We start from the raw sequence: 13,723 nt of genomic DNA, 5'->3' as shown, positions 1-13,723 counted from the left end.
ACCTGAAAATCAATTGATTACACCGTGGTTCCCGGATAATATAATTTTATTTTCTCATGACCCTATATTAAAATTCATTATATTCTCTCCTAAAACAAAGAATCTTCTTTGCAGACTCTCCCGCCGGAGCGCCGTTGCTTTTACGCAAAGAAATCCGGAAGAAACTCCCAAATGAGACGTTCTTCCGGATACTGCCTTATTTAATCTCTGTACAATTTTTTATATTCTTCCGCTTCCTTCCGGTTTGCCAGCACAAAATGCTCCGGCCTTATCTCCTTCCAGGAAGGCTTTTCCCATGAATAATCGTGAAGCATAGGATCATAAACCAGAAGCTTCTTCTCCTTCTCATGCTTCGGATCAGGCATGGGAATTGCAGAAAGCAAAGCTCTGGTGTAGGGATGGAGGGGATGAGTGATCAATTCCTCAGTTTCCGCCATCTCCACGATCTCTCCTTTCCGGATTACCGCAATCCGGTCCGTAATGAAACGCATAACAGACAAATCATGGGCAATGAACAAATAAGTAATCTGGCGCTTTTTCTGCATATCCGCAAGAAGGTTCAAAACCTGGGCCCGGACTGACACATCCAGGGCTGAAATAGGCTCATCAGCGATAACAAACTCCGGATTCATAATGAGGGACCTTGCGATTCCGATTCTCTGCCTTTGACCTCCCGAAAATTCGTGAGGAAAACGGCTTGAGAACTCCGGCAGCAGACCGACATCCAAAAGAGCCTGATCCACCCGTTTTTTCCTCTCGCTCTCATCCAATCCCTTTTCTAAGTTCATCAGCCCCTCGCTGATGATGTAATCCACCTTGGCCCTTTCATTTAAAGAAGCCTGAGGGTCCTGAAAGATCATCTGTATTTCCCTGATCACCTGACGGTCCAGTTCAGCCGGGATTTTCCCGTTTATTTTATGGCCTTTGTAAAGAATCTCCCCGCCTGAGCTGGGAACAATCCTCATAATGGCCCGGCCAATGGTGGTCTTTCCTGAGCCTGACTCTCCCACCAGCCCAAAGGTTTCTCCCTTGTATATCTTAAAATTGACCTTTTTTACCGCTTCATACTTTTTTCTGCGCTCTCCAAAGGTCACATCCAAATCCTTTACATCTAATAATACTTCCCGTTCCATCAGATCAGACCTCCATTCCTGATTTTAGCCACCACTTCAGGCGGGTCCAGCTTAGGCGCCCTCGGGTCCAGCAGCCAGGTCTTGGCCTTATGGGTAGGCGATACTTCAAAATAAGGGGGCTGCTTTACAAAATCAATCTTAAGGGCTTTGGGATTTCTGGGCGCAAATGCATCTCCCTTTACCTCTGTATAGAGATTGGGCGGAGTGCCCGGAATGGAAAAGAGATCTGTTCCCTTTACTCCCACCTGAGGCAAAGAAGAAAGCAGAGCCCAGGTATAGGGATGCCTTGGATCATAAAAAATATCCTCGCATGTACCGATCTCCACAATATCACCGGCATACATAACAGCCACCCGGTCCGCAATATTAGCCACCACTCCCAGATCATGGGTGATCAAAATAACAGACAATTTATACTTATGGCGCAGTTCCTTAAGCAAATCCAAAATCTGAGCCTGAATGGTAACATCCAGAGCCGTAGTAGGCTCATCGCAAATGAGAATCTGAGGATTGCAGGCAATGGCGATGGCGATTACCACCCTCTGCCTCATTCCCCCCGAAAATTCATGAGGATACTGGGAAAAACGCCTTTCCGGGTCCTGAATTCCTACGTCCGTCAGATATTTAAGGGTACGCTTCTTAGCCTCCGCCCGATTCACCTTCTGGTGAATGAGCACGGCCTCCATAATCTGTACCCCAATGGTCTTTAAAGGATTCAAACTGGTCATAGGATCCTGCATGATCATGGCAATCTCATGCCCCCGGATATTAAGCCAGTCCCTTTCCCTCTTCACATTAGTGAGGGTTATTTCCTTCCCGTCATCAGACCCGTAATAAACGGCATTTCCTCCATCCACACGCCCGTTTTTCTCCAAAAGCCCCATAAAGGACTTGGTAAACACAGACTTTCCGCTTCCCGATTCCCCCACAATAGCCAGAATTTCTCCCTTATATAAATCCAGGGATATTCCGCGAATAGCGTGAAGGGTTTTCCCCCTCAGCTCAAACTTAATATCCAGGTCCTTTACTTCTAAAATCTTCTCTTGATTCATTCTGGTCCTCCTTAAACGTGGTTCTTGGGATCAGCAGCATCGGAGAAAGCGTTGCCGATGATATAAAAGGAAATGGTGACAAATGAAAGGATGATGGTAGGATAAACCAGCTGATACCGCAGAGCCGGGCTGGTGATCAATGCCCTTCCCTCATTGATCAGATTTCCAAGGCTGGGGATATTGACCGGAAGTCCCAGACCGATATAGGTAATAAACACCTCATTTCCAATGGCAGCAGGAATGGTAAGAGCCATTCTCAGCATAATAACCGACACCAGATATGGCAGCAGGTTCTTAATAATAATCCGGCTCACCGGAGTTCCCAGGCAACGGCTGGCAACATTATAATCCCTGTCCCTGATAATGAGAATCTGGTTCCGGATAAACCGGGCCATCTGAATCCAGCCGGTAAGACACATGGCAAACACCAGAGTCTTAATGCTGGGCTTTAAAATATAAGAAATCAGAATCAGGACAATCGTATTTGGAATATTGTCAATGATGTTGTAAACTTCTGTTAAAATAAAGTCTGCTTTCCTCACATAACCCCAGATCACGCCTACGGTGATGCCGATAACAGCCTCTGCAAGAGCCACTGACAAGCCGATCATCAGAGAGGTTCTTGTCCCCGCCCAGATTCTGGCCCACAAGTCCTGTCCGATGGAGTTGGTTCCCAAAATGAATTCCTCTCCCGGAGGCACATTTCGAAACTGCATTCCCGACGCATCATTGATGATTTTATTAGGATCGTACTGCCCCGGTAAATAGGGCTGGATAAAAGTAAACGCCAGAAGAAGCGCTAAAAGTATCAAAAGGATAAAGGCTCCCCGGTTTTTCAGAAAGGCATGAAGAGTGCTGTTCCAGTAAGAATAATTGCTGTACCCCGTCTTCTCCACTTCCATCTCATTGAATTCCTGAAAAGAGAATAACTCTGCCTCCTCCACGGTCTCCATAAATTCTGCTTCCTTTGAGTGGCGGTATGAAAACTGCTTCATCATCTGTCACCTTCCTTCTTTCCCAGACTGATTCTGGGGTCCAACAGCACCATAAGTAAATCTCCAAACAAAAGTCCCAGAACGCCTACACAGGCATAGAGCAGAACAATTCCCTGAACCATGGTATTATCATGCTTTTTAATTACAGTAACCAGCAGACCTCCCATTCCCGGAATGCTGTAAAGAGACTCAATATAAATAGAACCGATCACCGTATTTAAAAATGCCGTGGGAATATACTGAGCCAAAGGCACAAAGGCATTACGGAAAATATGCTTAAACATCACACTTCCCTCAGACATTCCCTTTGCCTTAGCTAATTTCACATAATCCTTATTGCTTTCATCCACCATATACCGTCTCAGCCACATGCCGTAAAAAGCGATGTTTCCAAGAGACATGGAAATTACCGGAAGCACCCAGTATTTAGGGTCATTGATCTGAAACAGCAGTCCCACATTAAGCAGCTTAGTTCCATAAAGCTGGATATACAAAAAATAAACCGCCGCCGGCACCGCCTGGATGCAGACAATAAAAAGGGTTCCGATCCGGTCAAACCACCGGTATTTATACCTGGCCATCAAAGCGCCCATAGGAAGTCCCGCCAGAAGAGACACCACCATGGACCAGGACCCCAATTTAATGGAAACAGGAATCTTATCAGCCAAAACCTGTGACACAGGAACATTGGCCCTGTAAATTCTGGACATGCCTAAATCTCCCCGAAGAATATCCTTGAAAAAGCGAAGAACTTGAACCGGAAGAGGGTCAGTCAGCCCCATTTCCTTTAAGCCAACCTGTATTTGCTTTTCTGTCATTTTATCGAAATTCTGGAAATACCCTTCAATGGGCATCAGACGAAGCAGACAAAAGACCACAGTCAGAATAATGACCAGTGTAAGAAGTGAACGGGCGATTCTTTTTCCTAAGTACTTTATCATCAGTTTTTCGGCTCCTTTTATATAATTTTCTTAATCAAGTATTGTTCTTCCTCATAGTAAAAATACTCTCTGAAAAAGACGTACTGCGCACATCTCTTTCAGACGGCATTTTTCCGCCGGACCGGGAAATTTTACGCCTGGTCCGGCGGTCATTTTTACAGTTTATTTTTCATTTGCTTCCTGGTTGGCTTTAAACTCATCCATGGAAATGTAATGATCATTGATGGTCTGTCCCTTATAGCGAAGGTTAGATACACCAAATGGTGCATACTGACCGTCAAATACATTCAGGGTGTCTGCAACATATCTGCTGACAGTAATACTGAAAGGAATAACAAGAGCATGGTTAATAAGACTTGCCTCTGCCTTGGCAAAAGCCTCATAACGGGAATTAATATCTGTCTTAAGGCTCTTAGCTTCCTCTACCAGAGTAAAATATTCCGAAGCTGCCTCTGCGGAAGGAGTTCCCTCTTCAATGGCCTTTGCAATATTTCCATACTTATATCCCAGATCATATCCTTCTTCCCCTTTTTTCTGGTAGAATGGGTCTGTCCAGGTTTCCGGGTCTGCATAATCAGCACCCCAGTTGCACTTCATAAATGCAAACTTGCCGTTGCGGCGTACTTCTGTTAAGAATCCGTCTGCAGGACCTGCCTCAACAATAATGTCAATGTAATCTGATCCGAGAAGTGCTTCCATCTGCTGTTCTACGATCTGGCACTCTTTATCCCAGTTAAGCTCAGAAGGATTATAAGGCATCAGAACCTTTACAGGGAATGTTGTTCCTTCTGCCTCCAGCTCTGTCTTTGCCAAATCCCGGTATTCCTTTGCCTTTGTCTCGTCAAAGGTCTGTCCCAGAGATGCCATATCACCTACTGTCGTAAAATCTTCACCATCTGCATTAAAGGTAAAGTTAGCCGGTGTAATGGAATTGATAGCAAAATCTTCAGGCGCATTGGCGTCTGTAATTGCAATTGGGTTTACCTTATTCAACGCTGCAAATAAGGACTTACGGAAGTTTTCATTATTTACAGCCTTTTTCCAGTTATCCGGCTCATACTGAGCGTCAAACTGAGGATTAAAGTTAAAACTGTAGAAGTAAGAATAGCTGGTTCTCGGTCTTTCCCGGCTGATTAAGTTCTTGGTATCCTCACCATTTAACCAGTCATCCAGAATATCTGCAGGAATCTCTGCATAATCCACTTCTCCCCGCTTTACCATCTCAGGCCCAATGGTATTATACTCTGCATTGTAGACTCTGTGGATCTCGTCTATGTATACCATATCCGCATCATAATTCAGAGGATTCTTTTTCATGATCTGTCTTTCCTGCGGAGAAAACTCTGCCAGATAATATGCACCATTATAATACATCTTATCAGCACCGGTTCCGAACTCCTTGCCAAGCTCCTCAAGCTGCGGGCCATAAGCAGGCATATATACCACATAGGCAAGAGAAGAAAGGAAGTATGGAACCTCTTCTTCCAAAGTATAGACCAGTGTATGTTCATCAACTGCCTTCACACCTACTTCAGAGAAATCAATAGGCTCCCACACATTGCCGTCCTCGTCAGCACCGCCATTGTAAACAAGACCGTTATAATACTTTTCCGCATTAGCAATAACACCGAAAAGGTTCTGTACATTTGCACTTTCATACTCAGGAGTCAGCTCATATTTCATAGCATCCACAAAATCCTGGGCAGTCACGCCAGCTGCCTCAGCACCTGTATGATCAACCCATTTAGCTTCCCTCAGAGTAAAGGTCCAGGTCAGAGCAGCTTCATCATGCTCCCATTCGGTAGCAAGCCCCGGCTTAATCTGTCCCTTGTTGTCATATTCAATCAGGGTGTCGATGGTATTTGCAGGCAGCCAGTGATCATTCTGTGATGAGGTAACCAGGTAATTCACTGTGGTAGCCTCAGATCCATACAGTCTGGTATAAACTGTAGGAGCTGCGCTTCCTCCACCTGCCTCAGTTTCCTTTCCTGCGCCCTGGGAACTGCCTCCCGTCTTTCCTCCGCATCCGCTTAAAGCCACGGAAGCAGTAAGAACAGCACATAGCATAGAAGCGATTAATCTTCTCTTCTTCATAAATACTCCTCCATTTTCCTAATATTCTAAACCCATGGGGATTAGTATCGCTCTTAAAACCGGCAAAAATTAAAATCAGTCAATAAACACGGGAACTCTGGTAATACCCATTCCAGCCTCTTCCCCCATAAGAATCCTGGGACCCTCAAAAACCGGACCTCCTGTATAGGGATCTTCCTTACACAGAGATGGACCATCCAAATCTGCCCTGGTAATAATTCCCTTTCCTGCCGCCAAATGGGCCGCAGCACTGACTGCAATCTTGCTCTCCAACATACATCCAATCATGCACTCCACGCCAAAGCTCTCCGCAATGGCACAGATCTTTAAGGCTTCATAAATGCCCCCTGTCTTCATAAGCTTAATATTAATCAGATCCGCTGCTCTTTCCCGGATAATCTGTATGGCATCCTCAGGAGAAAAAACGCTCTCATCTGCCAGGATGGGAGTATATACCTGACTGGTCACAAATTTCATTCCCTCAAAGTCATGGGCATTTACCGGCTGCTCCACCAGATCCATGTCAATTCCCATATCCTCCAGCGTTCTGATGATCCTGACCGCTTCCTTTGGGGACCAGCCTTGGTTGGCATCAATGCGCAGCTTGATATCCGGTCCCACCGCCTGGCGAATGGCCTTGATCCGCTCCACATCCTTCCGGCTCTCTTTCCCTACCTTAATTTTCAGGATGCGAAAACCTTGGGAAGTTGCCCTTAAGCTGTCACTGACCATTTCCTCAACATCATTGACGCTGATGGTTAAATCTGTTTCAATCTCCCTCTGTCCGCCTCCTAAAACCTTGTACAAAGGTTTCTTACAGGACTTTGCAAAAAGGTCGTAAACAGCCATATCCACAGCTGCCTTTGCAGAACTGTTCTTTAATATGCAGCCATGAAGCTTTCTCATGATCCAGTCCAGATTCTCGATCTCCATGCCAATAAGGGCCGGAGCCATAAATTCCTCGATAGCAGTGATGATAGAACCCTGAGTATCCCCTGTGATCACCGCAGTAGGAGGCGCCTCACCAAACCCTGTCTGACCGTCATCCGTTGTGATCCTCACCACAATATCATTTACGCTGTCAACCGTCCTAAGGGCTGTCTTAAACGGTGTCACAAGAGGAATGCTGACCCTTGCTGTCTCTATCTTTACAATCTTCATTTACTTTCCCTCTGTTTCCTAAATTCCTTTATTGGTCTCCTTGTACAAATCCAGAGATACCTCAGCCATGACCCTCTCAAAAGCCGGAGTATCCGTCTCATTTCCGCAGAAGCAGACCAAAAAAGGTTCCTTTCCATAAACAATTCCTACATCATGAGTAATGCCCGTATCTTCTCCTGTCTTGTGAGCGATCTCCGGACTTTCCGAAAGAGCCTGCAGATAAAAGGGAATCTTGCTGCAAAGCTGCTGATTCTTCAAAATGGATATCATTGTTTTACTGGACTGCCGGTCTATCAGTACCCCGTTATACATCATTTTTAAAAGCCTGCCTGTTTCATGGGCAGTTATGTAATTCTGGATCCCCCGGCCTGACCTTTCCATATCATACATTTTTCTCTGAAGAAGAGTCTGCCGGAACCCAAGTCCTCTGATTATTTCATTGATCTCCTCCATTCCAAGGATATCAATCAGAACATTTGTCGCCGTATTGTCGCTGAAAATGATCATTAAAGTGACCAGATCCATTCCCGTCACCAGAATTCCATCATGAAGATAGGTAAGGGCACCACAGGAAGGAACCCGGTCCTCCTTTTTCACGGAAAACATTTCATCCATGGAAAAAGTTCCCCTTTTTTCCTTTTCAAATGCGGCCGCCATGACAAACAGCTTGATAACGCTGGCCGCCATCATCGGCTCCTGTTGGTGATAGGAAAATCCATCTCCTGTCTCCAAATTCTCATATAAAAAACTGATTTTCCCAGGAAGCCTTTCCAGCTTCTCTATTATTTCATCCTTCATAAATATGAATAAACTCCCTGCCGGCCAAAGTTAACAGCCTTATATAAAAAAAGAGGCACTGCACCTATTGTCTACAGCTACCTCATCGCACCTGATTCTAACGCCCTAAAAGCCCTAACTTTAGTATAATAAATTCTGAGAAAAAATCAAGCTATAATTTTTACAAATACAATCTTCCCGTGAATTTTCCGAAACAGATATAAAAAAAGAACAGTTTTTTCTATTATAATAAAACTGTTCTTCTCATGCGCCGGACAAGATTCGAACTCGCGGCCTTCTGGTCCGTAGCCAGACGCTCTATCCAGCTGAGCTACCGGCGCATTTTTTAGTACATGGTTAATATACACCCATTTATTCAATTTGTAAAGTAGTGAATTCATTCGAAAAGGGATATGAGAAATATAATGGAAGTCTTAAAGAAAACTGTTTTCTATGTAAAAACAGCAAAATTGAAATCACAGCTGAATTATAATAATGTTACCCTTGGGCATAATATGAATAATATATATCAGGGGCAAAACAAGGAGGGGAATTTATGAGGAGCTATTTGTCTATTGGAATTTTTTTTGCAGGAATAATTTTAGCTGTATACATCGGATATTGGACCTTATTCATCAAACCTATTATGGTCTGTGTTTCGGCAGCAGACGCAGGGGTGCTGACCGCCGCGATGACGACGATGACAATCATTAAATGTGCCTTATCATGGTTGGTCGCGGGAGTGATCTTCGGATTGGGGTATATTGCTGCCATGATTGTAAGTCACAGGTAATCCGGGACGCTGTATTGGAGGTAGAAAAAATGTTGAACCAAGAAGTACAAGCATGGATAGATTTGGGGTTTTCACATGAAGAAGCAATTACTATGACAAATGTGATAAATGCCGGAAATGATGATGTTGAAATAACAGATGATGACTCAATTACTTCTTTTACCGATTCATCTAAGAAGAATATGTCGCAAAATGATATATGATGCCAATACACGGGGCATTATAATGCAAATGCGACCCTGATACAATCCTCTGAATCAATGCACAACAAAAACAAAAAAGGCACCCTTCACAGGATGTCTTAAACTATGAAAACCCTTATAAAATAAGGGTTTTCTGTACGTGCGTGAGAAGATTCGAACTCCCGACACCTTGGTCCGTAGCCAAGTGCTCTATCCAGCTGAGCTACACACACATATTCACTTGTTTGCCTTATCAGGCAAATGCCGGCGACCGGAATCGAACCGGTACGGGAGGTAAGTCCCGCAGGATTTTAAGTCCTGTGCGTCTGCCAGTTCCGCCACGCCGGCATTCTCATGATTTGCGCGGGCAACGAGCCAAGCCAACATGCTTGCATGTTCAGTTGACGGCTGCCGCGATAACGAGGGAAATTCGCAAAACGTATTTCGTCTCGTTCTCATGGAAATGGGACCTATAGGGCTCGAACCTATGACCCTCTGCTTGTAAGGCAGATGCTCTCCCAGCTGAGCTAAGATCCCATATGCAATGTAGTAAGTATTATACAACTTACCTGCTGGTTTGTAAAGCCTGTACTTTTTTTGTACAGAACGACCCGGATGGGATTCGAACCCACGACCTCCGCCGTGACAGGGCGGCGCTCTAACCAGCTGAGCCACCGGGCCAGATTAATTTAGTTCAGTGTTAGTGGACCTTCGGGGACTCGAACCCAGGACCGACCGGTTATGAGCCGGTTGCTCTAACCAACTGAGCTAAAGGTCCTAAACATTATAATCTGCAAATATATTAAATTGTCTAAAAGCCGATGATCGGACTCGAACCGATAACCTGCTGATTACAAATCAGCTGCTCTGCCAATTGAGCCACATCGGCATTAAATGACCCCAACGAGATTCGAACTCGTGTTACCGCCGTGAAAGGGCGATGTCTTAACCGCTTGACCATGGGGCCAAAGCTCCCCGAGTAGGACTTGAACCTACGACCCAACGGTTAACAGCCGTTTGCTCTACCGACTGAGCTATCGAGGATTACTGAGGCATATACCCTCAAAACCACACATTGTTACATATCTATCTTCATCCGTTCTTCTTTTCCTCTTACCTAAACCAACCTGGTTAAGCCCTCGACCTATTAGTGACAGTCAGCTGCACATGTTGCCATGCTTCCACCTCTGCCCTATCTACCTCGTCGTCTTCAAGGGGTCTTACTCTTGCGATGGGATATCTCATCTTGAGGGGGGCTTCACGCTTAGATGCCTTCAGCGTTTATCCCTTCCCGACTTGGCTACTCTGCCATGGTGTTGATCACCAACAGATACACCAGAGGTCAGTCCATCCCGGTCCTCTCGTACTAAGGACAGCTCCTCTCAAATATCCTACGCCCACGCCGGATAGGGACCGAACTGTCTCACGACGTTCTGAACCCAGCTCGCGTACCGCTTTAATGGGCGAACAGCCCAACCCTTGGGACCTACTACAGCCCCAGGATGCGATGAGCCGACATCGAGGTGCCAAACCACTCCGTCGATGTGAACTCTTGGGAGTGATAAGCCTGTTATCCCCAGGGTAGCTTTTATCCGTTGAGCGATGGCAATCCCACTTTATACCACCGGATCACTAAGTCCTAGTTTCCTACCTGCTCCACCCGTCGGTGTCGCAGTCAAGCTCCCTTATGCCTTTGCACTCTTCGAATGGTTTCCGTCCATTCTGAGGGAACCTTTGAGCGCCTCCGATACCCTTTCGGAGGCGACCGCCCCAGTCAAACTCCCCGCCTGACATTGTCCCCCAGCCAGGTCATGGCTGCAGGTTAGAAACCCAATACCGCAAGGGTGGTATCCCAACATCGGCTCCGATAAGACTGGCGTCCTATCTTCACTGCCTCCCACCTATCCTGTACATGCAGTACCGAATCCCAGTATCAAGCTGGAGTAAAGCTCCATGGGGTCTTTCCGTCCTGGCGCAGGTAACCAGCATCTTCACTGGTACTTCAATTTCACCGGGTGCATTGTCGAGACAGCGCTCAAATCATTACGCCTTTCGTGCGGGTCGGAACTTACCCGACAAGGAATTTCGCTACCTTAGGACCGTTATAGTTACGGCCGCCGTTTACTGGGGCTTAAATTCAGAGCTTCGCGTTGCCGCTAACCCCTCCTCGTAACCTTCCAGCACCGGGCAGGCGTCAGCCCATATACCTCACCTTTCGGTTTTGCATAGACCTGTGTTTTTGCTAAACAGTTGCTTGAGCCTATTCTCTGCGGCCTGGTTTCCCAGGCACCCCTTATCCCGAAGTTACGGGGTCATTTTGCCGAGTTCCTTAACAATGCTTCTCCCGCCGGCCTTAGGATTCTCTCCTCATCCACCTGTGTCGGTTTACGGTACGGGCACATATCACACAATAGCGGCTTTTCTTGACAGCCCCTACGAAGACTTCCCTACTTGTGTTCGGTACGCGTCACACCTTCCTGTTGCTGAGCGGATTTTCCATCTCAGCCAGTAAAATGCTTGCCCCGGTCTTTTCATTCCCGGGTTCTTCCTCGGTTCTGTGTCCCCACAGTTCTGATGATATGCGGTACAGGAATTTCAACCTGTTGTCCATCGACTACGTCTTTCGACCTCGCCTTAGGCCCCGACTTACCCAGAGCAGATCAGCTTTACTCTGGAAACCTTAGATATTCGGCCTGGAGGATTCTCACCTCCATCTCGCTACTCATTCCGGCATTCTCTCTTCTTAACACTCCACATCTCCTTACGGTAATGCTTCTGTGCGTTAAGAATGCTCCTCTACCAATGTGTATGAATACACATTCCACAGCTTCGGTGTCGTGTTTTAGCCCCGGACATTTTCGGCGCAGGACCTCTCGACTAGTGAGCTATTACGCACTCTTTGAATGTGTGGCTGCTTCTAAGCCAACATCCTAGTTGTCTCTGAAATCCCACATCCTTTTCCACTTAACACGCACTTTGGGACCTTAGCTGGTGGTCTGGGCTCTTTCCCTTTTGACTGCCCAACTTATCTCGTGCAGTCTGACTCCCGTACATCATCTGGCCGGCATTCGGAGTTTGATATTCTTTGGTAAGCTTTGACGCCCCCTAGGAAATTCAGTGCTCTACCTCCGGCAGACTAATACGAGGCTAGCCCTAAAGCTATTTCGAGGAGAACCAGCTATCTCCGGGTTCGATTGGAATTTCTCCCCTACCCACACCTCATCGCCACCCTTTTCAACGGATGTGCGTTCGGTCCTCCATTTCCTTTTACGGAAACTTCAACCTGGACATGGGTAGATCACCCGGTTTCGGGTCTACCTTTACTGACTCATTCGCCCTATTAAGACTTGGTTTCCCTTCGGCTCCGCACCTTAAGTGCTTAACCTTGCCAGTAACGGTAACTCGCCGGACCGTTCTACAAAAAGTACGCGGTTCCACTTAAAATGTGGTTCCACAGCTTGTAAACACAGGGTTTCAGGTTCTCTTTCACTCCCCTCCCGGGGTCCTTTTCACCTTTCCTTCACAGTACTATGCGCTATCGGTCACTAAGTAGTATTTAGCCTTGGGGGGTGGTCCCCCCGAATTCCCACAAGGTTTCTCGTGTCTCGTGGTACTTTGGATCCTGCTCGCTGACTATTGCTTTCCCATACAAGGCTTTCACTTTCTATGGCCGATCTTTCCAGGACCGTTCTGGTAACAAATCGTCTCACTTATTGCAGTCCGTAACCCCGGTATGCACGCATACCGGTTTAGGCTCTTTCCATTTCGCTCGCCGCTACTTTGGAAATCGAGTTTTCTTTCTTTTCCTCCGGGTACTTAGATGTTTCAGTTCCCCGGGTTCCCGACGTATGGCTATGGATTCACCATACGACAACTGAGGTTTGCTCAGCTGGGTTTCCCCATTCAGATATCTCCGGATCAAAGGATATTTGCTCCTCCCCGAAGCTTTTCGCAGCTTATCACGTCTTTCATCGGCTCTTAGTGCCAAGGCATCCACCCTGCGCTCTTATTAGCTTAACCAATTCGATGTTCACCTGCGGGTGCGGGTGACTCATCTAAGATACATAGCGTTGTATCTCTGGTCTTAGGTTTGTTATTTCACCGTACGTTACGGTTACTTTAACGAGTTTTGTTTGGTTACATCTTACGATGTAACACCTCGGATGTCTTGATTTTGTTTTTATACTTTGACATATAAAAACTAATCTAGATATATTTCAATATGTGGTTTTCAAGGTACATGCGCGATGCAATCAGAAGCGTGCACAATCATATGGAAAACTGTGTTGAACACTTGTGTTCATAAGCAGTTTTTTATGTGATTGTATAGGCGTGGAACGCCGTGACTGAGAAAAGCGTCAGCTTTTCGAAGTGCACCTTCGTAACTACATCAAATGGAGATGGAGAGATTCGAACTCTTGACCCCCTGCTTGCAAGGCAGGTGCTCTCCCAACTGAGCTACACCCCCATAAATAATCTGGCACCCACCTGCTCTCCCATGCCGTCTCCAGCATAGTACCATCGGCCGCTTAAGTCTTAACCATCGTGTTCGGGATGGGAACGGGTGTCTCCCCTAAGCGCATCGGCACCAGAAA

Annotated in this window: 9 protein-coding genes, 10 tRNA genes and 2 rRNA genes; 2 read left to right on the top strand and 19 right to left on the bottom strand. The window is 46.3% G+C overall.

What is annotated here, in order from left to right; genetic code table 11:
* Positions 1-200 precede the first annotated feature (200 nt).
* The 8 genes from K401_RS0113695 to K401_RS0113660 all read right to left on the bottom strand — a co-directional run bounded on the left by K401_RS0113695 (position 201) and on the right by K401_RS0113660 (position 8,494).
* Positions 201-1,133, bottom strand: a complete 933-nt coding sequence (locus tag K401_RS0113695; RefSeq protein WP_024293470.1) for an ATP-binding cassette domain-containing protein — start codon at positions 1,131-1,133, stop codon at positions 201-203.
* Positions 1,133-2,185: an ABC transporter ATP-binding protein gene (locus K401_RS0113690; protein ID WP_024293469.1), complete on the bottom strand. Its 1,053-nt coding sequence runs from the start codon at positions 2,183-2,185 to the stop codon at positions 1,133-1,135. Before K401_RS0113690 ends, K401_RS0113695 begins: the two co-directional genes overlap by 1 nt.
* Before the next feature lie 11 nt (positions 2,186-2,196).
* Positions 2,197-3,183, bottom strand: coding sequence for an ABC transporter permease (locus K401_RS0113685; protein ID WP_024293468.1), 987 nt, complete (start codon positions 3,181-3,183; stop codon positions 2,197-2,199).
* Positions 3,180-4,121, bottom strand: coding sequence for an ABC transporter permease (locus tag K401_RS0113680; protein ID WP_024293467.1), 942 nt, complete (start codon positions 4,119-4,121; stop codon positions 3,180-3,182). The genes K401_RS0113685 and K401_RS0113680 overlap by 4 nt, the downstream gene beginning before the upstream one ends.
* A gap of 162 nt (positions 4,122-4,283) precedes the next feature.
* Positions 4,284-6,215, bottom strand: a complete 1,932-nt coding sequence (locus K401_RS0113675) for a peptide ABC transporter substrate-binding protein (RefSeq protein WP_024293466.1) — start codon at positions 6,213-6,215, stop codon at positions 4,284-4,286.
* A 75-nt stretch (positions 6,216-6,290) separates the two neighbouring features.
* Entirely contained in the window at positions 6,291-7,376 is a 1,086-nt protein-coding gene (locus tag K401_RS0113670) for a dipeptide epimerase (RefSeq protein ID WP_024293465.1), read from the bottom strand.
* A gap of 18 nt (positions 7,377-7,394) precedes the next feature.
* Positions 7,395-8,174, bottom strand: coding sequence for a serine hydrolase (locus tag K401_RS0113665; protein ID WP_024293464.1), 780 nt, complete (start codon positions 8,172-8,174; stop codon positions 7,395-7,397).
* A gap of 246 nt (positions 8,175-8,420) precedes the next feature.
* A tRNA-Arg gene (locus tag K401_RS0113660) sits at positions 8,421-8,494 on the bottom strand.
* A gap of 215 nt (positions 8,495-8,709) precedes the next feature.
* Between K401_RS0113660 and K401_RS0113650 the strand changes: the two genes are divergently transcribed.
* Positions 8,710-8,946, top strand: a complete 237-nt coding sequence (locus tag K401_RS0113650) for a hypothetical protein (RefSeq protein ID WP_024293463.1) — start codon at positions 8,710-8,712, stop codon at positions 8,944-8,946.
* Positions 8,947-8,975: 29 nt separating this feature from the next.
* Entirely contained in the window at positions 8,976-9,149 is a 174-nt protein-coding gene (locus K401_RS32895; protein ID WP_156945280.1) for a hypothetical protein, read from the top strand.
* 138 nt (positions 9,150-9,287) lie between these two features.
* Here K401_RS32895 and K401_RS0113640 read toward each other — a convergent pair.
* The 11 genes from K401_RS0113640 to rrf form a co-directional block, all read right to left on the bottom strand.
* A tRNA-Arg gene (locus K401_RS0113640) sits at positions 9,288-9,361 on the bottom strand.
* Positions 9,362-9,390: 29 nt separating this feature from the next.
* Positions 9,391-9,476: transfer RNA gene (locus K401_RS0113635), tRNA-Leu, on the bottom strand.
* Between the two features lie 116 nt (positions 9,477-9,592).
* Positions 9,593-9,665, bottom strand: a tRNA-Val gene (locus K401_RS0113630).
* 70 nt (positions 9,666-9,735) lie between these two features.
* A tRNA-Asp gene (locus K401_RS0113625) sits at positions 9,736-9,809 on the bottom strand.
* A gap of 23 nt (positions 9,810-9,832) precedes the next feature.
* Positions 9,833-9,906 (bottom strand) — tRNA-Ile (locus tag K401_RS0113620).
* A 38-nt stretch (positions 9,907-9,944) separates the two neighbouring features.
* Positions 9,945-10,017 (bottom strand) — tRNA-Thr (locus K401_RS0113615).
* 6 nt (positions 10,018-10,023) lie between these two features.
* Positions 10,024-10,095 (bottom strand) — tRNA-Glu (locus K401_RS0113610).
* A 4-nt stretch (positions 10,096-10,099) separates the two neighbouring features.
* A tRNA-Asn gene (locus K401_RS0113605) sits at positions 10,100-10,172 on the bottom strand.
* A gap of 83 nt (positions 10,173-10,255) precedes the next feature.
* Positions 10,256-13,148, bottom strand: a 23S ribosomal RNA gene (locus tag K401_RS0113600).
* Between the two features lie 375 nt (positions 13,149-13,523).
* A tRNA-Ala gene (locus tag K401_RS0113595) sits at positions 13,524-13,596 on the bottom strand.
* Positions 13,597-13,603: 7 nt separating this feature from the next.
* Positions 13,604-13,721, bottom strand: a 5S ribosomal RNA gene (gene rrf / locus K401_RS0113590).
* Positions 13,722-13,723 lie beyond the last annotated feature (2 nt).

This window comes from Lacrimispora indolis DSM 755 (assembly GCF_000526995.1).
Classification (GTDB): domain Bacteria; phylum Bacillota; class Clostridia; order Lachnospirales; family Lachnospiraceae; genus Lacrimispora; species Lacrimispora indolis.
The sequence above is the reverse complement of the archived record's forward strand: the minus strand, read 5'-3'. Positions and strand labels throughout refer to the sequence as shown.